This window comes from Aeromicrobium sp. SORGH_AS_0981 (genome assembly GCF_031453195.1).
Lineage (GTDB): Bacteria > Actinomycetota > Actinomycetes > Propionibacteriales > Nocardioidaceae > Aeromicrobium.
The window spans coordinates 216,854-238,244 of the sequence record NZ_JAVIZD010000001.1; the positions used below are offsets into that span (position 1 = coordinate 216,854).

22 protein-coding genes are annotated in these 21,391 nt (G+C 71.2%); 8 read left to right on the forward strand and 14 right to left on the reverse strand.

The genetic code is table 11. The features are described from left to right. Positions 1–82: 82 nt before the first annotated feature. The gene (glmS, locus tag QE370_RS01100; protein ID WP_253022643.1) at positions 83–1,933 is read right to left on the reverse strand and encodes a glutamine--fructose-6-phosphate transaminase (isomerizing); all 1,851 of its coding nucleotides are present in this window, start codon (positions 1,931–1,933) and stop codon (positions 83–85) included. A 55-nt stretch (positions 1,934–1,988) separates the two neighbouring features. On the opposite strand from glmS, the gene coaA reads away from it, so the two are divergent. Beyond that, positions 1,989–2,930 (forward strand): type I pantothenate kinase, encoded by a 942-nt coding sequence (gene coaA / locus QE370_RS01105; RefSeq protein ID WP_253022641.1) that lies wholly within the window; start codon positions 1,989–1,991, stop codon positions 2,928–2,930. Positions 2,931–3,619: 689 nt separating this feature from the next. Here coaA and QE370_RS01110 read toward each other — a convergent pair. The 4 genes from QE370_RS01110 to rplM are packed head-to-tail and all read right to left on the reverse strand — an operon-like array spanning position 3,620 to position 6,926. Further along, entirely contained in the window at positions 3,620–4,585 is a 966-nt protein-coding gene (locus QE370_RS01110) for a GNAT family N-acetyltransferase (RefSeq protein ID WP_309633114.1), read from the reverse strand. Positions 4,586–4,618: 33 nt separating this feature from the next. Further along, complete coding sequence (gene glmM / locus QE370_RS01115) at positions 4,619–5,962, reverse strand: phosphoglucosamine mutase (protein ID WP_309633115.1); 1,344 nt, start codon at positions 5,960–5,962, stop codon at positions 4,619–4,621. Between the two features lie 5 nt (positions 5,963–5,967). Beyond that, positions 5,968–6,486, reverse strand: coding sequence for a 30S ribosomal protein S9 (gene rpsI, locus QE370_RS01120; protein ID WP_067859705.1), 519 nt, complete (start codon positions 6,484–6,486; stop codon positions 5,968–5,970). Continuing rightward, positions 6,483–6,926, reverse strand: a complete 444-nt coding sequence (gene rplM, locus QE370_RS01125; protein WP_067859709.1) for a 50S ribosomal protein L13 — start codon at positions 6,924–6,926, stop codon at positions 6,483–6,485. The genes rpsI and rplM overlap by 4 nt, the downstream gene beginning before the upstream one ends. A gap of 319 nt (positions 6,927–7,245) precedes the next feature. Here rplM and QE370_RS01130 point away from each other — a divergent pair, with 319 nt between their 5' ends. The 3 genes from QE370_RS01130 (at position 7,246) to QE370_RS01140 (ending at position 10,781) form a co-directional block, all read left to right on the forward strand. Beyond that, the gene (locus QE370_RS01130; RefSeq protein WP_309633116.1) at positions 7,246–8,538 is read left to right on the forward strand and encodes a citrate synthase; all 1,293 of its coding nucleotides are present in this window, start codon (positions 7,246–7,248) and stop codon (positions 8,536–8,538) included. 171 nt (positions 8,539–8,709) lie between these two features. Beyond that, a complete protein-coding gene (locus QE370_RS01135; protein WP_309633117.1) occupies positions 8,710–9,207 on the forward strand; it encodes a TadE/TadG family type IV pilus assembly protein in 498 nt (165 codons plus the stop codon). Beyond that, positions 9,204–10,781, forward strand: a complete 1,578-nt coding sequence (locus tag QE370_RS01140) for a pilus assembly protein TadG-related protein (protein ID WP_309633118.1) — start codon at positions 9,204–9,206, stop codon at positions 10,779–10,781. The genes QE370_RS01135 and QE370_RS01140 overlap by 4 nt, the downstream gene beginning before the upstream one ends. Positions 10,782–10,788: 7 nt before the next feature. Here QE370_RS01140 and QE370_RS01145 read toward each other — a convergent pair whose 3' ends face one another. Further along, positions 10,789–12,072 carry a metallophosphoesterase family protein gene (locus QE370_RS01145; RefSeq protein ID WP_309633119.1) on the reverse strand — a complete coding sequence of 428 codons (1,284 nt, stop codon included), beginning with the start codon at positions 12,070–12,072 and terminating at the stop codon, positions 10,789–10,791. A gap of 29 nt (positions 12,073–12,101) precedes the next feature. On the opposite strand from QE370_RS01145, the gene truA reads away from it, so the two are divergent. From truA to QE370_RS01160, 3 genes are read left to right on the forward strand one after another with little or no spacing between them, the layout of a single operon-like run. Further along, positions 12,102–12,923, forward strand: coding sequence for a tRNA pseudouridine(38-40) synthase TruA (gene truA, locus QE370_RS01150; protein WP_309633120.1), 822 nt, complete (start codon positions 12,102–12,104; stop codon positions 12,921–12,923). A gap of 19 nt (positions 12,924–12,942) precedes the next feature. Then, the gene (locus QE370_RS01155) at positions 12,943–13,755 is read left to right on the forward strand and encodes an endo alpha-1,4 polygalactosaminidase (RefSeq protein ID WP_309633121.1); all 813 of its coding nucleotides are present in this window, start codon (positions 12,943–12,945) and stop codon (positions 13,753–13,755) included. Between the two features lie 25 nt (positions 13,756–13,780). Continuing rightward, on the forward strand, positions 13,781–14,389 hold the full coding sequence (locus QE370_RS01160) for a class I SAM-dependent methyltransferase (RefSeq protein WP_396127786.1): 609 nt from the start codon (positions 13,781–13,783) through the stop codon (positions 14,387–14,389). 9 nt (positions 14,390–14,398) lie between these two features. Here QE370_RS01160 and QE370_RS01165 read toward each other — a convergent pair whose 3' ends face one another. The 8 genes from QE370_RS01165 to infA all read right to left on the reverse strand — a co-directional run bounded on the left by QE370_RS01165 (position 14,399) and on the right by infA (position 20,437). Continuing rightward, on the reverse strand, positions 14,399–16,549 hold the full coding sequence (locus QE370_RS01165) for a S8 family serine peptidase (protein WP_309633123.1): 2,151 nt from the start codon (positions 16,547–16,549) through the stop codon (positions 14,399–14,401). A gap of 171 nt (positions 16,550–16,720) precedes the next feature. After that, entirely contained in the window at positions 16,721–17,314 is a 594-nt protein-coding gene (gene rplQ, locus QE370_RS01170) for a 50S ribosomal protein L17 (protein ID WP_309633124.1), read from the reverse strand. A 43-nt stretch (positions 17,315–17,357) separates the two neighbouring features. Then, positions 17,358–18,368 (reverse strand): DNA-directed RNA polymerase subunit alpha, encoded by a 1,011-nt coding sequence (locus QE370_RS01175; RefSeq protein WP_309633125.1) that lies wholly within the window; start codon positions 18,366–18,368, stop codon positions 17,358–17,360. A 58-nt stretch (positions 18,369–18,426) separates the two neighbouring features. Continuing rightward, positions 18,427–19,035, reverse strand: coding sequence for a 30S ribosomal protein S4 (rpsD, locus tag QE370_RS01180; protein WP_253022618.1), 609 nt, complete (start codon positions 19,033–19,035; stop codon positions 18,427–18,429). A gap of 29 nt (positions 19,036–19,064) precedes the next feature. Beyond that, a complete protein-coding gene (rpsK, locus tag QE370_RS01185; RefSeq protein ID WP_067859747.1) occupies positions 19,065–19,463 on the reverse strand; it encodes a 30S ribosomal protein S11 in 399 nt (132 codons plus the stop codon). A gap of 5 nt (positions 19,464–19,468) precedes the next feature. Next, positions 19,469–19,837, reverse strand: coding sequence for a 30S ribosomal protein S13 (rpsM, locus tag QE370_RS01190; protein ID WP_067859750.1), 369 nt, complete (start codon positions 19,835–19,837; stop codon positions 19,469–19,471). A 182-nt stretch (positions 19,838–20,019) separates the two neighbouring features. After that, the gene (gene rpmJ / locus QE370_RS01195) at positions 20,020–20,133 is read right to left on the reverse strand and encodes a 50S ribosomal protein L36 (RefSeq protein WP_008361054.1); all 114 of its coding nucleotides are present in this window, start codon (positions 20,131–20,133) and stop codon (positions 20,020–20,022) included. A gap of 82 nt (positions 20,134–20,215) precedes the next feature. Beyond that, entirely contained in the window at positions 20,216–20,437 is a 222-nt protein-coding gene (infA, locus tag QE370_RS01200; RefSeq protein ID WP_007078610.1) for a translation initiation factor IF-1, read from the reverse strand. A 219-nt stretch (positions 20,438–20,656) separates the two neighbouring features. Between infA and QE370_RS01205 the strand changes: the two genes are divergently transcribed. After that, positions 20,657–21,388, forward strand: a complete 732-nt coding sequence (locus QE370_RS01205; protein ID WP_309633126.1) for a VOC family protein — start codon at positions 20,657–20,659, stop codon at positions 21,386–21,388. The last annotated feature ends 3 nt before the right edge of the window (positions 21,389–21,391 follow it).

Sequence of the window (21,391 nt, forward strand, 5' to 3'; positions counted from 1 at the left end):
TGTCGTGCGCCGACGCCCCGTGGACCCGCTCCCCTGCCACCGGGCGCACGTGCGCGCCGCCCCTGGTGCCGGCCACGACGGCCTACTCGACCGTGACGGACTTGGCGAGGTTCCGCGGCTGGTCGACGTCGTGGCCGAGCAGGCCGGCCAGCTCGCACGCGAAGATCTGCAGCGGCACCGTGGCGACGAGCGGCTGCAGCAGCGTCGGCACCTTCGGCAGCCGGATCAGGTGGTCGGCGTACGGCACGACGTCGTCGTCGCCGTCCTCCGCGAGGACGATGGTGAGCGCGCCCCGGGCCCGGATCTCCTGGATGTTGCTGACGATCTTCTCCTGCAGCTGGTCGCGAGCCTTCGGCGGCACGACGACGAACACCGGGATGCCGTCCTCGATGAGCGCGATCGGGCCGTGCTTCAGCTCGCCGGCCGCGAACCCCTCGGCGTGCAGGTACGCGAGCTCCTTGAGCTTCAGCGCACCCTCGAGCGCCACCGGGTAGCCGACGTGGCGGCCGAGGAACAGCACGGACCGCGTGTCGACGAGCTCGGCCGCGAGCTTGCGGACCTGCTCGCCCTCGTCGAGCATCCGCTGGATGCCGGCCGGCAGCTTCTCGAGCGCGGCCATGATGGCGTCGATCTCGTCGCCGTACTTCACGCCGCGCACCTGTGCCAGGTACAGGCCGAGCAGGTAGCAGGCGACGATCTGCGACAGGAAGCCCTTGGTCGACGCGACCGCCACCTCGGGGCCGGCGTGCGTGTAGATGACCGCGTCGGACTCGCGCGGGATCGTGGAGCCGTTGGTGTTGCAGATGCTGAGCACCCGCGCCCGCTGCTGCCGGGCGTAGCGGATCGCCATGAGCGTGTCCATCGTCTCGCCCGACTGGCTGATCGCCACGACGAGCGTCGACCGGTCGATGATCGGGTCGCGGTAGCGGAACTCCGACGCCAGCTCGACCTCGCACGGGATGCGCGTCCAGTGCTCGATCGCGTACTTGGCGACCAGACCGGCGTACGACGCGGTGCCGCAGGCGATGATGATGATCTTGTCGACGTCGCGCAGCTCGTCGTCGCTGAGGCGCATCTCGTCGAGCTGCAGGCGACCGGACCGGCCGTAGCGCCCGAGCAGCGTCTCCGCGACGGCCTGCGGCTGCTCGTCGATCTCCTTGAGCATGAACCAGTCGTAGCCGCCCTTCTCGGCGGCGGACACGTCCCAGTCGACGTGGTAGCTGGTCGTCTCGGCGGGCGCGCCGTCGAAGTCGGTGACCGTCATGGAGTCGCGCGTGATGGCGACGACCTGGTCCTGGCCGAGCTCGACGGCCTCGCGCGTGAACTCGATGAAGGCCGACACGTCGGAGCCGAGGAAGTTCTCACCGTCGCCGCGACCCACCACCAGCGGGGAGTTGCGTCGCGCGCCGACCACGACCTCGGGCTGCTGGGCGTCGGTGAAGACGAGGGTGAACGCGCCCTCCAGCCGCTGGCAGACGGCGCGGACGGCGTCGTCGAGGGCGGGGGTGCGCTGCAGCTCGTCGGAGAGCAGGTGCACGACCACCTCGGTGTCGGTCTCGGACTGCAGCTCGTGCCCGGCGGCCTCCAGCTCGGCCCGCAGCACCGCGAAGTTCTCGATGATGCCGTTGTGCACGACGGCCAGGCGACCGTCCTCGCTCAGGTGCGGGTGGGCGTTCCGGTCGTTCGGCGCACCGTGCGTCGCCCACCGGGTGTGGCCGATGCCGGTCGTCGTCTCCGGCATCGTCGTCTCGGCCAGGACGCCGTCGAGGTTGGCCAGCTTGCCGGCCTTCTTCGCCCAGGCGATCCGCCCGGTCGAGGGGTCGGGCAGGGCGACACCACCGGAGTCGTACCCGCGGTACTCGAGCCGTCGCAACCCGCCCATGACGACGTCGAGGGCGTTGCGGTGCCCGACGTATCCCACGATTCCGCACATGCGCTCCAGGGTACCCAGGAGCGCCCGTGGGCCCCGGTACCGGCAGGATGGCGTCATGGCCCGTGAGCTCTCGCCGTACGTCGAGATCGAGCGGTCGGCATGGGCCGACCTCGCCGACGACGTCCCCCAGCCCCTCACCGAGGACGACGTCCAACGTCTCAAGGGCCTCGGCGAGGAGCTCGACATCGACGAGGTGCGGCAGGTGTACCTGCCGCTGACCGAGCTGATCAGCCTGCGCGTGCGCGCAGCGACCCGCCTCTGGGAGGCCACCGAGTCGTTCCTGCGCGAGCCGCAGCCGCAGCGCACGCCGTTCGTCATCGGCGTCGCCGGGTCGGTCGCGGTCGGCAAGTCGACCACCGCCCGCCTGCTCCGCGAGCTGCTGTCGACGTCGCCCGAGCACCCGAACGTGAAGCTGGTGACCACCGACGGCTTCCTGTGGCCGAACGCCGAGCTGGAGCGCCGCGGGATCCTGCAGCGCAAGGGCTTCCCGGAGTCGTACGACCGCAAGGCGCTGCTGCGGTTCGTCATCGACGTGAAGTCGGGCGTCGAGCAGGTGACCGCCCCCGTCTACTCGCACCTGACCTACGACCGCACCGATGAGACGGTGGTCGTGGAGCGGCCCGACATCGTCATCGTCGAGGGTCTCAACGTGCTCGCCCCCGCGAAGGACCGCGGCGACGGCTCCCCCGGCCTGTCGGTCAGCGACTACTTCGACTTCTCGATCTACGTCGACGCGTCGAGCAAGGACATCCGCCGCTGGTACGTCGACCGATTCCTCGCCCTGCGCCGCACCGCCTTCGCCGACCCCGCCTCCTACTTCCACCGCTACAGCAGCCTCACCGACGACGAGGCCGTCGCCCGCGCCGAGGAGCTGTGGGACACCATCAACTGGCCGAACCTGCGCGAGAACATCCAGTCCACCCGCGGCCGCGCCGACCTCGTCCTCCGCAAGGGCAGCGACCACTCCGTCAAGTGGGTGCGGTTCCGCAAGATGTGACGTCGCGGGGGTTCTGCTGGGCGTCGTCCGGCGGCTGCGCTGCCGCAGGGGGTCCTCGATTGCTGGTGCGCTGCCTGCGGGAGTCTTGCCGTGCTCATGCGTCGCCGCAGGGGGTCTGGGGTTGCCGATGCGCTGCCTCGGCGTTCGCTGGGGTGGCCTCCGCAAGGGCCTCGACCGGGCGGCTGGGTGCCGCGCTGGGTGGGGTTCTCGGGCTGTGGCCTTCGTTGGACGCAAGACGCTGCGTTCGCGCGTCGGAGAGCCCAGGATGCTGCGTTTGCTCCGGGATCCCGTCACCAACGCAGAAGCGTTCGACCTCGAACGCGCAGATGAAGAATCGTGGGTGCCCTTGGGGATGGGGTGGGCAGCGCTTTCCCCTTCTCGTGGACCGTGCCACGAGAAGGGAGAAGCACTGCCACCTCTGACCCGCCCAGCGGTTGACCTGCCACCTGTCGAGCGTTGCGAAGGGTGGCAGACCCACCGCCGACGGCGATGCGGTGGCAGACCCACCGCTCAGCGGGCGGCAACGCAGAACATCGCGCCCCATGCGGCCCACAGCCCGAGAACCCGAGCCGCCGCCGCTCCCAACCGCCCGGTCGAAGCCCTTTCGGAGACCATCCCCACGACGAGCCGCGCCAACGCAGGCCCACCCGACCACGAAGCCGCGCCAGCGCAGCCGCAGGTCGAAACCCTCAGCGACCCAACGGCTTGACCAGCTCCGCCGCCCACGCCACCTGCCGGTAGCCGAGGGCCTCGTTGACCGCGATCATCGGCGTGTTCGAGGCGGCGTTCCAGGTGGTCACGCGGGCGCGGCCGGAGAGGAGGTCGGCGGCCTCGCCGAGGGCGGCGGTCTTCATCGCGAGGCCGAGGCCGTGGCCGCGGTGGGCTGGGAGGACGAGCGTGTCCCACTGGTAGGCGGTGTCGCCGTGGTCGGGCACCACGAGCTGCGTGTGGCCGGCGAGGGTGCCGTCGGGCGCGACGGCGGCGACCGTCTGCCCGACCCGGCCCTGCTCGGCCCAGCGGGCCTCCTCGTGACGCACCCGTTCCGCGTCGAAGTGCTCGGGCTCCAGCCCCACCTCCCCCGACGGCGCCTCCGCGAGGATCAGCGCCCGCAGGACGGCGTACTGGTCGAGCCACTCGTCGGGGCAGCGACGCCAGGCCACCGACGTGTACCCGTCGCGCCACACCGGCGGTGCGACCTCGGCGGGCAGCGGGAGTGCGCGGATCGCGTCGAGCAGGTCGACGGCGTACCCGTGCGCCAGCGCGAACGCCGACCCCGGCCCCTCGGACTGCTCCACCGGCCACGACGCCTCCGCGAACACGTTCGCCCGACCGCGCTCTGCCGCGAGCCGCTCGACCTCGCGCAGCAGCAGGCTCCCGTACCCGTGACGACGCTCCTCGGGCACGACGAAGACGTGCACGTACGCGAGCGTCCGGTTGTCCTGCTGCGGGAAGGACACCCACGCTCCCCCGACGACCTCGCCCTCGACCTCACCCGCCACGACGACGTGCTCGGCGTACGCGTCGCTCGTCAGGTTGGTGCGCTTCTCGGCGAACCCCCACGGCTCGTCGAAGCGCTCCGTGTGGGCGCGTGCGTAGACCGCGTGGAAGGCCGTGTAGGCAGCGTCGTCCCTCAGGTCGACCTCGGCGAGGCGCATGGCGACACCGTAACGAGGTCGCCGCGGACGTCCTCAGCCCAGCGTGCGACGCACGACGCCGGCGAGGTGCTCGGCCACCGACGTGGCCTCCTCGAGCGTCGGGGCCTCGACCATGACGCGGACCAGCGGCTCGGTGCCGGACGGGCGGAGCAGGATCCGGCCACGGCCCTCGAGGGCGCCGTTCGCGGCCACCAGCTCTCCCTGCAGCACCGGGTCGGCGTCGACCCGGCCCTTGTCGACGTCGGGCACGTTCACGAGCACCTGCGGGAGCCGTCGCATGACGCCGGCGAGGTCGGCGAGCGTGCGGCCGGTCTCGCTCATCCGGGCCGCGAGGTGCAGGGCGGTCAGCACCCCGTCGCCGGTGGTCGCGTGGTCGGCCATGATCACGTGCCCCGACTGCTCGCCACCGAGCGTGAAGCCCCCGGCACGCATGGCCTCGAGCACGTAGCGGTCGCCCACCGCGGTCTGCAGCACCGTGATCCCGGCGGCCTCCATGGCCTGCACGAACCCGAGGTTGCTCATGACCGTCGCGACGACCGTGTCGGCGTGCAGCAGGCCGCGCTCGAGCCGGGCGAGGGCGAGCACGGCGAGGATCTGGTCGCCGTCGACCACCTGACCCGACGCGTCGACCGCGAGGCACCGGTCGGCGTCGCCGTCGAACGCGAATCCGGCGTCGGCACCGTGACGCACGACGGCCGCCTGCAGGTCGTCGAGGTGGGTCGAGCCGCACGCCTCGTTGATGTTCAGGCCGTCGGGCTCGTCGTGGATCGCAACGACCTCGGCGCCGAGGCGTCGGAACGCCGCCGGCCCCACGTGGTACGCCGCGCCGTTCGCGCAGTCGAGCACGACCTTCAGGCCGGTGAGCGGTCCCGGCACGGTGCCGACGAGGTGCTTCACGTAGGCGTCGACGCCCACGTGGCTGTCGCCGACGCGACCGACGCCGATGCCGGTCGGCCGGTCCCACGGCTCACGCAGTCGCTGCTCGATGGCCACCTCGACGGCGTCGTCGAGCTTGTGGCCGCCGCGGGCGAGGAACTTGATGCCGTTGTCGGGCATCGCGTTGTGGCTGGCGGAGATCATCACGCCCATGTCGGCGTCGAGCTCGGCCGTCAGGTACGCCGCACCGGGCGTCGGGACGACGCCGAGCAGGTGGACGTCGACCCCGGCCGACGCCAGGCCGGCGACGATCGCGGCCTCGAGGAACTCCCCCGAAGCACGCGGGTCGCGGGCGACGACGGCCGTGGGCCGGCTGTCGGCGAACGCACCGGCCTCGCCCAGCACGTGGGCAGCAGCGACCGACAGGTCGAGCGCGAGCTCGGCCGTGAGGTCGCGGTTGGCGAGGCCGCGTACGCCGTCGGTGCCGAAGATCCGGCCCAACGGAGTCAGCGCTTGCTGTACTGAGGAGCCTTACGGGCCTTCTTGAGGCCGGCCTTCTTGCGCTCCTTGATGCGGGCGTCGCGGGTCAGCAGTCCGGCCTTCTTGAGGATCGGACGGTTGACCTCCTCGTCGACGCCGTTCAGGGCACGGGCGACGCCGAGGCGCAGCGCACCGGCCTGGCCGGTCATGCCACCGCCGGTGACACGGGCGACGACGTCGAAGCTGCCCTCGAGGCCGGTGGCCGCCAGGGCCTCCTTCGCGATCTGCTGGTGCAGCTTGTTCGGGAGGAACTCCTCGAGCGGCTTGCCGTTGACGGTCCACACGCCGGTGCCGGGCACGATGCGCACGCGGGCGACGGCCTCCTTGCGACGGCCGGTGGCCGCGCCGGGGGCGATGACCGAGTTGCTGGTCGCGATCTCCGAGGAGGGCGAGGTCTCGGTCGTGTAGACGCCGTCGGTGCTGGTGGGGACGTCGGTCTCGGTGGTGTCGGCCACGGTGCTCGTCTCTTCTGCTCGGGTGCTCACTGGGAGATCTGCTTGATCTCGTACGGCTGGGGCTGCTGCGCGGCGTGCGGGTGCTCCGGGCCGGCGTAGACCTTCAGCTTCTTGATGATCTGACGTCCGAGGCGGTTCTTCGGCAGCATGCCGGCCACGGACTTCTCGACGGCCTTGCGGGCGTCCTTGTCGAGGAGGTCGCCGTAGGCGATCGTCTTCAGGCCGCCCGGGTAGCCGCTGTGGCGGTAGACGTCCTTGTCGGAGCGCTTGTTGCCCGTCAGCGCGACCTTCTCGGCGTTGATGATGACGACGAAGTCACCACCGTCGACGTGCGGGGCGAACGTCGCCTTGTGCTTGCCGCGCAGCAGGTGCGCGGCCGAGACGGCGAGACGCCCGAGGACGACGTCCTGGGCATCGATGACGTGCCACTGACGGCTGATGTCAGCAGGCTTCGGGCTGTACGTGGGCACGGCGTGACCTTCTCGTTGTCGTTCTTGGCGTCGGTGTCGTTGCGCGGTCCCGTGCCGCGAGGTGGCGGCGTGAGGGACGTGGTTTCCCGCGTCGGCGCCGGACCGCCGGAGGGCGATCGCGCACGCAGGGCACAACGACGTCCAAGAGTAACCGGCCCGCCCCAGCCGGGTCAAAACGGGGTGCGGAGCACGACGTCGGGCCCCGCCGTGGGTCCGGTCCCCGAGACCCAGCCTCGCGCACCGCGGGGGGCCGCACTAGGTTGGAAGTGAGTCCGGGACCACATCAACGACCCGTACAGCACGTCACAGGAGACCCATCGTGACCGACCAGACCCTGACCGTCCGCGACAACCGCACGGGCGAGGAGTACGAGCTCGAGATCACGGACGGCACCGTCCGCGCCTCCGACCTCGGCAAGATCGGCAGGACCGAGGACGAGCCCGGCATCGCCGTGTACGACCCCGGCTTCACCAACACCGCGTCCACGCGCAGCTCGATCACCTACATCGACGGCGACAAGGGCATCCTCGAGTACCGCGGGTACCCGATCGAGCAGCTGGCCGAGTCCTCGACCTTCCTCGAGGTGGCCTACCTGCTCATCCACGGCGAGCTGCCGACGAAGGACCAGCACGACGCGTGGGTGCACGAGATCACCTTCCACACCTTCGTGCACGAGAACCTCAAGAGCCTCATGCAGGGCTTCCGCTACGACGCGCACCCCATGGGCATGCTGCTGTCGAGCGTCGGCGCGCTGTCGACCTTCTACCCCGAGGCCCGGGCGATCACCGACGAGAAGGTGCGTCACGACCAGGTCGTGCGCCTCATCGCCAAGATGCCGACGCTCGGCGCGTGGGCGTTCCGCCACGCCCAGGGCAAGCCGTACGTCTACCCCGACAACGACCTCTCCTACACGGAGAACTTCCTGTCGATGCTGTTCAAGATGAGCGAGCAGAAGTACGACCCCGACCCGCGGCTGTCGAAGGCGCTCGAGGTGCTGTTCATCCTGCACGCCGACCACGAGCAGAACTGCTCGACGAACGCGGTCCGCTCGGTCGGCTCCAGCGACGTCGACCCGTACTCGGCGGTCAGCGCGGGCATCGCGGCCCTGTACGGTCCGCTGCACGGTGGCGCCAACGAGGCCGTCCTGCGCATGCTGAAGCGGATCGGCAGCAAGGACAACATCCCCAGCTTCATCGAGGGCGTGAAGAAGGGCGAGGAGCGCCTGATGGGCTTCGGCCACCGGGTCTACAAGAACTACGACCCGCGCGCGAGGATCATCAAGAAGGCCGTCGACGACGTCTTCGAGGTCACGGGCGTCAACCCGCTGCTGGAGATCGCGCAGGAGCTGGAGCGGATCGCCCTGGAGGACGAGTACTTCGTGCAGCGCAAGCTGTACCCGAACGTCGACTTCTACTCGGGCCTCATCTACGAGGCGCTGCAGTTCCCGCCGGAGATGTTCACGGTGCTGTTCGCCATCCCCCGCACCGCCGGCTGGCTGGCGCAGTGGATCGAGCTCGTGGACGACAAGGAGCAGAAGATCGCCCGCCCGAAGCAGATCTACACCGGGGCGCGCACGCTCGACTTCGTCCCGGCGGAGCAGCGCTGGGCCTGACCCCCGCACCGCTCGACGGCCCTCTGTCCTGGTTCCACGGACAGGGGGCCGTTTTCGCGCTATGTTGCGGGACGAAAGACCTTTCCGGTGTGGGAGCGCCGGAGGGGAGGGAGCTTTCACGCCGGCTCTGCACACGGCAGAACCGACGGTCACGACTGAGGGAGCATCGTGATGGTCGGACGACGACACCGACGCGTCCAGGGACGCACCACGCACCAGCGCCGCCGTGAGGACGGTGCGGCAGCCGTCGAGTTCGCGCTCGTGCTGCCCATCTTCGTGGCGCTGCTGTTCGGCATCATCAGCTACGGCTGGATGCTGAGCTACCGGCAGGGGATCAGCCAGGCCGCGGCCGAGGGGGCGCGGGTGCTCGCGGTCGCACCCAGTGGCTCGACGACGTCGCTGTCCGACGCCCGCGCGGCCGTCAACCGGTCGCTCGGCTCCTACGGCGTCACGTGCACGTCCGCGGGCACGCTCACCCGCGGCAGCGAGGTGGTCGGCACCTGCGTCATCACGCCGTCGATGACCTGCACCGGCTCGACGTCGAAGTGCGCGAAGGTCGCGATCTCCCACCTCTACCGCGACCACCCCCTGCTGCCGTCGTTCCCGGGGCTCGGGGTGGTCCTGCCGTCCAAGGTCTCCTACGAGACGACGGCGGAGATCAGCTCGTGACCGGGCGGTGGGCGCGTCTCGCGCTGCGGGGCGACGGCCGCCGGCCCTCGCGTCGGCGCGACGAGCGCGGCTCGATCCTGCCGCTGACCATCCTCACGATGACGATCCTGCTGGGCTTCACGGCGTTCGCGGCCGACCTCGGCCTCCAGCGGGTGGCGGTCCGCGACATGCAGTCGGTCGCCGACGTCGTCGCGCTCGACGCCGCGCGCAAGCTCCCGACCTGCGACGCCACGGCGCTCACCACCGCGGCGAACGCGAGCCTCGCCCGCCAGAACCGTCGCATCGGCCGGACGTCGCCGCTCGTGGTGACGCCGGGCCACCTCGACACGGTGACGAAGACGTTCGTGGCGGGTGCGGCCAACGGCGTCTGCGACGCGGTGAAGGTCGAGTCCAGCACCACGGTCGACTTCGCCTTCGCGCCGGTCATCGGTCGCAGCTCGGGCAGCGCGGCACGCAGCGCCGTCGGCGCCCGCGCCCAACCCGCCGTCTGCTTCTCCGCCGGCACCAAGTCGCTCGTGCTCAACTCCTCGCAGAGCGCCCTGAGCCCGCTGCTCGACCGGATCCTCCGGGTGAACCTGGGGCTCGTGGGCTACTCCGGCATCGTCGACCTCAAGACGCTCTCCGTCCGACTGGGTGACGTGGCCGCCGAGCTCGGCGTCGGCACGACGCAGCAGCTCGCGACCGCGACGGTGACGCTGCGCCAGCTGATGGTGGCGACCGCGACGGTCCTGCAGCGCCAGGGCAACACGGCCCAGGCGACCCTGCTGAACACCATCGGCGGGCAGGTCGGCGCGCTGAACGTGGACCTCGGACGCTTCCTGTCGGTCGGCACGGGTGGGGAGTCCGGTCTGGACGCCCAGCTGAACGCCCTCGACCTCATCGGCACCGCCGCCGTCTCCGCCGCGGTCGCGAACGGCAAGAACGCGGTCGCGATCGGCACCGACCTCGGCGTGCCGCTGGACCTCGTCACCGCGAACACGCAGCTGACGATCATCGAACCGCCGGTCATCGCCTGCGGCGGCGTGGGGGCGCAGGCACGCACCGCCCAGGTCCGCCTCGACGTCAAGACCGGGGTGAGCGTCCTCGGGATCGCCGGCATCGGCAACATCTCGCTGGGCGTGCAGGTCGGCAAGGGCACCGCCACGCTGACCAGCGTCACGTGCGCGTCCAGCGGTGTGCAGGCCTCCACGACCGTGCGCGGCGACACCTCGCTCGCGACGCTCAGCGGGCCCGGCGGCACGGGCAGCGCCACGGTCACCCCGCTGTCGCTGCTGGGGATCCCGCTCGCCGGCGTCGTGCGGATCACCGGGACGGTCGGCGCGAAGACCACCACCCAGCAGTTCCCCTACCCACCCGCACCTGATCTCACGCAGATCTACGGCGGCGGCGAACGGATCGTCCTGAGCAGCGTCGACAGCACCACGAACTCCGTGCTCGACGCCATCAACAAGCTCACCGGCACGCTCGACCTGCTGGTCCAGCCGCTGCTGAAGATGCTCGGCATCCAGCTCGGGATCATGGAGGTCCGCATGCTGGGCACGCCGTCCTGCTCGGCGACCCGGCTCGCCGGCTGACGACAGGTCAGCGGCGGGTGACGGTCTTCGTCCCCCGTGCGTCCTTGCGGATCGTCACGTCGTCGAGGACGGTCCCCGGTCGCAGCCGCGGCTGCGCGGCGGCACCGTTGGCGGCGACGACCGCCCGGTAGTGCAGCGCGTCGGGCCCGACGTCGACGACCTGGTAGGTGCTCACCTGCTTCGCCCAGCGCGTGCGCGTGGCCCCTCGACGGGTCCAGTCCTCCCCGGAGATCTGGTAGTACTTCGGCCCGGAGTCCGAGACCGCGAAGACCGTGCCGTCCGGGTCGCCGTGGTAGCCGCTCGTGTAGACGTGGTCGTGGCCGTTGAGGAAGAGGTCGACGTCGTGCTTCTCCACCACCGGCAGGATCGTCGAGAACACCTCGGTGTTCGTGCGGTACACGCGCGACGCGAACGGCCCCGCGTGCATGAGCACGACGCTCCACCGGTCCGGGTTGTCCGCGAGCCGCTCGTCGAGGAAGCGGGCCTGGGCCTCGAGGTCCGTGCCGAAGGAGTCGAGCACGACGAACCGGACGCCCTGCTGGTCGAAGCTGTACCAGGTCGGCTGCTGGCCGTCGACGTCGTTGCTGGGGTCGGTGAAGTAGGTGCGGAAGCCCTCGGCTCCACCGGAACGGCACCCCCGCACGAGGATGCACCGCTCGTGGTTGCCGATCGACACCGCGAGGTTGCGGCTGGTCCGCACGGGCGCGAGCGCCTTCATCAGGTCGACCCACTCGCCGTGCCGCCACGGCTCGTTGACGACGTCGCCGGCGTGCAGGACGAGGTTGGCCTCGGGGTGCTCGTCGACGGCCTCGCGCACGATCCGTGCGGGGACGTCGGCGTTGTCGACCTGGGTGTCGCCGAGGGCGAGGAACGTCCACGGGGCGTCGTCGTCGCGGGGCGTGCGGAACGTGTACGGGCCGGCCGTGCCGCCGGCGTTCTCGACGCGGTAGCGGTAGCGCGTGCCGGGCTGCAGCCCGCGCAGGGTGGCCGTGTAGGCGGGCAGCGCCGAGCCGCTGTCGCGCACGCTCGTCGCCGCCTTGCGGGTCGCGTCGGCGCGGACCTGCGGGCCGCCGCCGACGGGACGCGCGACGACCCGTTGGTCGTCGAACGCCTCCCGCGACCGCCAGGTGACGGTCTGCGACGTCGCGGGGTCGGGGGTCGGGTTGAGGACGACGAACGTCGGCGTCGTCCCCGTGCCCTTCTCCGGCGGAGCGGTCTCCTGCGGGGTGCTCGGGGAGCACGCCGCGAGGACGAGGGCTGCACAGGTGGAGGCCACGAGTCCGCGCTTCACGGGACCAGCGTAGGGACTACCGTGTCGGGGTGCGCCTGCGACTCGACCTCTCCTACGACGGGGCCGGCTTCCGGGGATGGGCGACGCAGCCGGGACTGCGCAGCGTGCAGGAGACCGTCGAGCAGGCCATCGCCACCGTGCTGCGCCTGGAGGAGCGGCCGGGCCTGACCTGCGCCGGCCGCACCGATGCCGGCGTGCACGCCCGCGGCCAGGTGGCGCACGTCGACCTCGACGTCGACGTCGACCCCGAGGTGCTGGCCCGGCGGCTGCGCCGACTGCTGCCCGACGACGTCGTCGTCCACCGGGTCCGCCTCGCACCCGAGGGGTTCGACGCGCGCTTCGCTGCGCTGGAGCGTCGCTACGCGTACCGGATCCAGGACGACCCGGCCCGCGTCGACCCGCTGCACCGCAGCACCGTGGTCGCCTGGCCGCGGGCGCTCGACGCGGCGGCGATGTCCGCGGCTGGTGGCCTGCTCGTGGGCGAGCACGACTTCGCGGCCTTCTGCCGGCGACGTCAGGGCGCGACGACCATCCGCACACTCCTCGAGCTCAGCACGGTCCGCTCCCCCGCCGACGGGCTGCTCGTCACCGCGGTGCGGGCCGACGCCTTCTGCCACTCCATGGTGCGGGCGCTCATGGGCGCGCTGGTCGCGGTCGGCGAGGGACGGCACCCGGCGTCGTGGGCGCGGGAGGTCCTGCTGGCCGGTGCCCGCGACCCTCGCGTCAAGGTGATGCCGGCACACGGCCTGGTCCTGGAGGAGGTCGTGTACCCCGACGACGCCGGGCTCGCCACCAGGGTCGGCCAGGCGCGACGACGTCGTGACGAGGGGCCCGGCACCCGCACGCCGTAGCCTGGGGCGGTGACGTCCCGTGCGCGCGCCCTGCGGCTCTGCCTCCTGCTCGTCGCGGCCGTCCTCGTCGCGTCGGCCTGCTCCGCGGCCGCCGACCAGGCCCCGCCCGAGGTACGGCCGTTCCCGACCGACGCCGTCGCCGACTACCAGCTGGGCGGCGCCTACCGCCCGGCGGACGACGTCACCGTCGTCGTCCGCGACCGGACGGCTCCGGCAGACCCGGACGCGGTACTCGGTCTGCTACGTCAACGCCTTCCAGACGCAGCCAGGCGACCTCGGCTGGTGGAAGAAGCACCACCCCACGCTGCTGCTGCGGCAGGGTGGACGTCTGGTGCGCGATCCCGGCTGGCCGGACGAGGTGCTGCTGGACCAGCGCACCGCGGCACGTCGGGCCGCCGTCGTCGCCGTCGTGGCGCGCTGGTTCCGCGCGTGTGCCCGCGACGGCTACGCCGCGGTCGAGCCCGACAACCTCGATGCCTGGACACGGTCGAGGGGCCTGATGACGCGCCGCCAGACGGAGGCGACGGCCCGTGCCCTCGTGCGCGCCGCGCACGACGCCGGGCTCGCGATCGCACAGAAGAACACCCCCGAGCTGGACGGCAGGGCGCTCGGCTTCGACTTCGCGGTGGCCGAGGAGTGCGAGGTCTACCGCGAGTGCGCTGCCTACACCGACGTGTACGGCTCGGCCGTCGTGGAGGTCGAGTACACCGACAACGGCCGCCGGGCCTACGCCCGCGCCTGCAAGGAGCGAGCCGGCGAGCACCCCATCCAGCTGCGTGACCGCGACGTGCTGCCGCGCGGTGCCCGCGGGCACGTCTCACGACACTGCTGAGCCGCTCCCCCGAGCCGCTGGGAGGATGGTGCGCGTGAGCGGCCACTACTTCGACGACCGTCCCGACGGATCCGACCAGCGCCGCACCGTCGCGGTCGAGGCCTGGGGACACCGGCTCACCTGCACCACGAGCACGGGCGTGTTCTCCGGCGACCACCTCGACCACGCCACGCGGGTCCTGCTGGAGTCCGCCGACCCTCCCACGGGCACGGTCCTCGACCTCGGGTGCGGCTGGGGCCCGATCGCCTGCGCGGTCGCGGCCGCGTCACCCGCTGCGCGGGTGTGGGCCGTCGACGTGAACGAGCGGGCGCGCGAGCTGACCCGGCTCAACGCCGACGCGCTGCCGGCGGACGGCGGGGCGCGGGTCCAGGTCGCCGCACCGGACGACGTGCCCGACGACGTGAGGTTCGACGCGATCTGGTCGAACCCCCCGATCCGGATCGGCAAGGACGCCCTGCACGCGCTGCTCCTGCACTGGCTCGACCGGCTCGCCGACGACGGCCACGCCCGGCTGGTCGTCGGCAAGAACCTGGGCGCCGACAGCCTGCAGCGTTGGCTGGTCGGGCAGGGCTGGCCGACCGAGCGCACGGCCAGCAGCAAGGGCTTCCGCGTGCTGACCGTGCGCCGGGGCTGAGGGCCCGACCTACTTCGACGTGATCGTCCGGGCGCGGGACGAGCCCTTGAGCAGCGAGCTCCCCGAGTAAACGGCCTTGATGGTGTGCCGGCCCTTCGAGAGTCGCGGCAGCAGCACCGTCGCCCGGCCGCGCGCGAGGGTCACGGTGGTCACGCGGCGGCGGCCGTCGTAGACCTGCACGGTGCCCGTCGCGCCCACGGGTCCGGAGACCCGCACCTTCAACGTCGCGCGCTTGGTCCGCGAGACCGACGTCCCGAGCGCCGTGGAGGTGGTGCTGGTCGACTTGCCGACGGTGGGCGTGCCGACGATCGTGTCGCCCTGGCCGGGCACCGTGACCTTGACGGCCAGCGAACGGCCCAGTGCCGAGGTGGGCACGGTGAAGGTGCGGCCGCGGCCGAGGACCTGCGTGGGGTCGCCCATGAACCACTCGTAGGCGACGTCGCTGCGGCTGGTCTGCCAGCCCTCGAAGGAGACCGTCCGCCCGACGGTGGCGGTGCCAGCGGTCCGGGGCGCGAACCGCTCGAGGTTCAGCATCCCGGTGCCGCAGCGCGACGTCGTGCAGTTCAGGTCGAACAGCCGGTAGTTCTTCCGCCCGTCGCTGACCACGACCGACGCGTACCGCTTGTCGCGGGCCGGGAAGCGGCTGACGGACCGCTCGAGCGTCTCCTCGACCTTGGCGGGCGACGTCGCGCCCTGGGAGTAGAGCAGCGCCGCGGCCGCGGCGACGTGGGGAGCCGCCATGCTGGTGCCCTCGTACTGACGAGCGACGTAGCCGGTGTTCGGGCGGGTCGTGGCGGTGATCACGCTGGACCAGATGCCGCCGTGGCCCCGCCCGTCGCTCTCGTCGCTCCGGGCGTCCATGATCGTGTCACCCCCGGGTGCCGAGAGGTCGACGGTGGAGCCGGCCTGGGAGTAGTACGACCGGTGCCCCGTGCGGCTGGTCGCGCCCACCGAGATCACCCCGGGGCACGCCGCCGGGACCGAGAGGTTGGCGCTGACGTTCTTGGTGAAGCTGTCGTTGCCCGCCGCCGCGACCACGGTGGCTCCCCGGGACCGCGCGAACGCCAGCGGCTTCGCGTAGGCCTTGCAGGCCTGGCGACGCTGCGCCTCCGTGCGCATCGTGCTGCCGAGCGACATGTTCAGCACCTTCGCCGGCGTCGGGTTCACCGGCGTGCCGGCGAACTCCTTGTCCTCGACCGTGCCGAGGTCCGCGCCGGCTGCCCAGTAGATGCCGTGCATGATGCCCCAGGTGTCGCCTCCGCAGTGGCCGAGGACGCGCACGGGCTGCACCCGGACGCCGGGGGCGACGCCGGCGGTGCCGCGTCCGTTGTCCGCCTTGGCCGCGACGATGCCGGCCACGTGGGTGCCGTGCCACGAGCTGGCGTAGCTCGTCCCCTTCGGCGCGCCACACTTCTTCGCCCACGTCGCGTCCATCCAGTCACCCGGGTCGGACGGGTCGGGGTCGAGGGCGTCGCCGTCGTCGGCGTTGGTGAACGTCCCGCGCGTGCTGCACACCTGCGAGCCCGACGGGCAGACGTACTCGTCGGTCACCAGGTCGTAGCCCGGGACCAGCTGTCCTGCGAGGTCGGCGTGGTTCGCCACGATGCCGGTGTCGAGCACGGCCACCACGGTGTCGCTGCTGCCGCGCGTGGTCTGCCAGAAGGACGGGGCGCGCACGCTGTAGCCGCCCCGCGAGCGGGAGCGGTCCCAGAGGTTGTGCTGGTCGCCGAAGAACGTGTCGTCGGTCGACACGGGCGGCGTGGAGAAGGCACGGACCCGGTAGTTCGGGGTCGCGAACGTGACGTCGCTGCGCTGCTCGATCGCGTCGGCGACCTCGCTGGCCGTGTCGCCCTCGAGCGTCCCGTCGAGCTCCACGAGCGACAGGCCGCCGGCGCCGTCGACCGTGTCACGCACCGCGACGTCGGACGGGAGCGCGTCGTCGACCGCGGCCTCGACCCTCTGCGGCGACGCGGTGCTCTGCACGATGATGCCCACGGCCTCGGGCTCGACCGACGGCGCCTGCGCCTCGGCCAGCGCGGCAGTGGCGACGGGTGCCGGGTCGGTGGTCGCGGTCGGGGTCGGGGCGGCGACCGCCGCGGCCGGGAGCAGTGCTGCGAGCACCGCTCCGGTGGTGAGCATGACGACTCCGGACCTGACCACGACGACTCCTCGGTGCAGACGACGAGCGCCCCCGAGTGACACGCCCGGGCCGACCCTATCGGCCCTCGGCCGCCGGCCCGACCAGTATCGGGAATCTCGTCCCGTTCCGGGACGCACGCACGAGGGCCCCCACCGCTGGTGCGGTGGGGGCCCTCGTGACGGGACCTGGGGTCAGGCCTTGGTGGTGTCCTCGTCGGTCGCACCCTCGACGGCCTCGGCCGCTGCCTCGACGTCGGCCTCGGTGGCCGGCTCGGTCTCGACCTCCGTGGCGGGCGCACCCGCGACGACGTCGGTCTCGACCTCGGCGGAGTCGTCGGCCGCGTTCACCGCGGGCGTCTCCTCGGCCGTCGGCTCCTCGACGGGAGCCGCGCTGCTCGTCGCCGGAGCGGTCGCCTGCGCCGTGAAGGACTTCTCCTCGACGATCTCGATGACGGCCATGGGGGCGTTGTCGCCCTTGCGCGGACCGATCTTCGTGATGCGCGTGTACCCGCCGGGACGGCTCGCCATGGCGGGGCCGATCTCGGTGAACAGCGTGTGCAGGACGCTCTTGTCACGCACGACCTTCACGACCTGGCGGCGGTTCGCCACCGTGTCGGTCTTGGCCTTCGTGATGAGCTGCTCGGCGTAGGGCCGCAGACGGCGGGCCTTGGCCTCGGTGGTGGTGATGCGGCCGTGCTCGAACAGCGCCGTCGCGAGGTTCGCCAGGATCAGGCGCTGGTGCGACGGGCTGCCGCCGAGGCGGGCTCCCTTGGTGGGCGTGGGCATGTGTCTGTCTCCAGGTCAGTAATACGGTCGATGAGCGAGCAGCTCAGTACTGCTCGTCCTCGGCGAAGCTGGCGTCGTCGTCGTAGGAGTCGAGGACGGCCGACGGGTCGAAACCGGCCGGGCTGTCCTTGAGGGCCAGGCCCATCTCGGCCAGCTTGGCCTTGACCTCGTCGATCGACTTCGAGCCGAAGTTGCGGATGTCGAGCAGGTCCTGCTCCGAGCGCGTGATGAGCTCACCCACGGAGTGGATGCCCTCGCGCTTGAGGCAGTTGTACGAGCGGACCGTGAAGTTGAGCTCCTCGATCGGCAGGGCGAGGTCGGCGGCGAGCTGCTCGTCGACCGGCGACGGGCCGATGTCGATGCCCTCGGCCTCGACGTTGAGCTCACGGGCCAGGCCGAAGAGCTCGACGAGGGTCGAACCGGCCGACGCGATCGCGTCACGCGGCAGGATCGAGGACTTCGTCTCGACGTCGATGATCAGCTTGTCGAAGTCGGTGCGCTGCTCGACTCGGGTGGCCTCGACCTTGTACGTGACCTTGAGGACCGGGCTGTAGATCGAGTCGACCGGCATGCGCCCGATCTCCTCGTCGCCGGTCTTGTTCTGCACCGCCGAGACGTAGCCGCGGCCGCGCTCGACGACGAGCTCGATCTCCAGGCTGCCCTTCTCGTTCAGCGTGGCGATGTGCAGGTCCTTGTTGTAGACCTCGACGCCCGCGGGGGCCTCGATGTCGCCCGCGGTGGCGACACCGGGGCCCTGCGCGCGCAGGTACATGACGAACGGCTCGTCGTGCTCGGAGGAGACGACGAGGCTCTTCAGGTTGAGGATGATCTCGGTGACGTCCTCGGTCACGCCGGGGACGGTCGAGAACTCGTGCTGGATGCCGTCGATCTTGATCGACGTGACCGACGCGCCCGGGATGGAGCTGAGGAGCGTGCGGCGCAGCGAGTTGCCGAGGGTGTACCCGAAGCCGGGCTCGAGGGGCTCGATGACGAACCGCGAACGGTTGTCGGCGACGACCTCTTCGGTCAGGACGGGGCGCTGTGCGATGAGCATGGAACTTCCTTTCCGGCCCTCCCGCTATTTGAAGGGCCGGCTCGGTGGAACAGGACGATCAGATCTTGGAGTAGTACTCCACGATCAGCTGCTCCTGGATGGGGACGGTGATCTGCTCGCGGACCGGGCGCTGGTGCACCAGGATGCGGCCGCGGTCGGCGTCGACGTCGATCCAGCCGGGGACGGTGTCCCGGTCGTGGGTCTCGCGCGCGACGATGAACGGCGTCGTCTCCAGGCTCTTCTGCTTGACATCGATGATGTCGTGCTTGCTGATCTGGAAGGACGGGATGTTCGTCTTCACGCCGTTGACGACGAAGTGACCGTGCGTCACGAGCTGACGCGCGTGGCGGCGCGTGCGGGCGAGGCCGGCACGGTAGACCACGTTGTCGAGACGGCTCTCGAGCAGGATGAGCAGGTTGTCACCCGTCTTGCCCGGCTTGCGGTGAGCGGTCTCGTAGTACTTGCGGAACTGCTTCTCGAGGACGCCGTAGGTGTAGCGCGCCTTCTGCTTCTCCTGCAGCTGGGTGCGGTACTCCGACTCCTTGATGCGGGCACGACCGTGCATGCCCGGGGGGTACGGACGACGCTCGAACGCGGCGTCGCCACCGACGAGGTCGACGCCGAGGCGGCGCGACTTCTTGGTGAGAGGTCCGGTGTAACGGGCCATGATTCAGACTCCTGAGTTCTTCCCGTCCGTCACAGACGACGGTGCTTGGGCGGGCGGCAGCCGTTGTGCGGGCTGGGGGTGACGTCGGAGATGGTGCCGACCTCGATGCCGACGCCGCTCAGCGACCGGATCGCCGTCTCGCGACCCGAGCCCGGGCCCTTCACGAAGACGTCGACCTTCTTCATCCCGTGCTCCATCGCCTGGCGACCGGCGGCCTCGGCCGCCATGCCCGCCGCGAAGGGCGTGGACTTGCGCGAGCCCTTGAAGCCGACGGTTCCGCCGGAGGCCCACGCGATCACGGCGCCCGAGGGGTCCGTGATCGTCACGTGCGTGTTGTTGAACGTGCTCTTGATGTGGGCCTGGCCCTGAACGACGTTCTTCTTCTCCTTGCGGCGCACCTTCTTGGCGCCCGTGTTCTTCGGAGGCATCTAGATCACTTCTTCTTTCCGGCGACGGTGCGCTTCGGACCCTTGCGGGTGCGCGCGTTGGTCTTCGTGCGCTGGCCGCGGACGGGCAGGTGCGCACGGTGGCGACGGCCCTGGTACGAACCGATCTCCATCTTGCGACGGATGTCGGCCGTGACCTCACGGCGCAGGTCGCCCTCGACCTGGTAGTTGGCCTCGATGTGGTCACGCAGCGCGACGAGGTGGTCGTCGGTCAGCTCGTGGACCCGCAGGTCGGGGCTGATGCCGGTGGCGGCGAGGGTGTCGGTGGCGCGGGTGCGCCCGACGCCGAAGATGTAGGTGAGTGCGATCTCGATGCGCTTGTCGCGCGGGAGATCGACTCCGACGAGGCGTGCCATGGTGGCAGTTCCTTCCGGTACGGCAGAGGTGTCGTCACCTGAGGCGCCCCGGCTGCCTCCAGGACCCGTTCCTTGGGGGGTCCTGAGCCGGGCCCCGGCCTCTGCGCCGGGGGTGACCCGCCGCCCTGGTGGGCGACGGGAGCCGTCAGATGTTCAGTGTGGTCGCGGTGAAGAGGGTGCGATCAGCCCTGGCGCTGCTTGTGCCGGGGGTTCTCGCAGATCACCATGACGCGGCCGTGGCGACGGATCACCTTGCACTTGTCACAGATCTTCTTCACGCTCGGGTTGACCTTCATCGAGAAGCTCTCTCTTCTTCAGTCTGAACGTGTTCGGTGTGCAGTTGTGGCGTGCTCGACGGTGTCGTTCCCGACGTGTCGATCACTTGTAGCGGTAGACGATCCGTCCACGGCTGAGGTCGTACGGCGACAGCTCCACCACGACCCGGTCCTCGGGGAGGATGCGGATGTAGTGCTGGCGCATCTTGCCGCTGATGTGCGCCAGGACCTTGTGGCCGTTGGCCAGCTCGACCCGGAACATCGCGTTCGGGAGTGCCTCGACGACAGCACCCTCCATCTCGATGACGCCTTCTTTTTTCGCCATGGACCTCAGCTTCTCGGTTGATCGTCAGGGACGGCCCGGGCACGCGCGAGGACCCGCGACTCCGAGGAGCCGCTTCCGACGAGGGGTGAACCACGAGGGCAGGGGTCGATGCGCCCGACATAGGCCGACAGGGAAGTCTACGTCGGTCGGGGCACTCGTTTCAAATCGAGGGTCGGCGGGCTCTGGCACCGCACCGCCGACACGCGCCAGGATGGGCCGATGAGGCTGGAGAACGTCGTCTGGGCGTGCCGCGACCCACACGCCCTGGGGCGGTTCTGGGCGGCCGCGCTGGACGCCGAGGTGCTCGTGGAGTCCGACGACCAGCTCGAGGCGCGCGTGCTGTTCGGAGCCGACGTGTTCCTCGACGTCTGCTTCGGCCCGCCCAGCGACCCGCCTCGAGGCCCGCAGCGCCTGCACCTCGACCTGCGCGGCGGTCGGGCCCAGGAGGCCGTGGTGCGGCGGCTGCTCTCGCTCGGCGCGCGCCGTGCCGACATCGGACAGGGCGACGTCCCGTGGGTGGTGCTCGCCGATCCTGCCGGCAACGCGTTCTGCGTCATGGAGGACCGCGCCGCCTACGCGACGGGCACGGGCCCCGTGGCCGCGCTTCCGCTCGACAGCGCCGACCCCGACCGCGACGCGGTCTTCTGGGCCGCGATCACCGGCTGGGTCCCGACGACCGACGACCCGCACGCGCTGCAGCACCCGTCGGGAGCCGGGCCGCTCCTCGAGCTCTGCCCGGAGCCCGAGCCCCGGCGCACGCCGTCGGTGCTGCACCTCGACGTCCGACCGGACCCCGCCGACGTCGCTGCGTCGCCGACCGCGCCGCTCGACCTGGTGCGCGACCTCGGCGGCTCCGTCGTGGAGCAGCCCGCAGCAGGGCTGCCGTGGACGGTCTGCGCCGACCCGTCGGGGAACGCCGTCTGCGTGCTCGGCGTCCGGCCGCCGACGTGAACG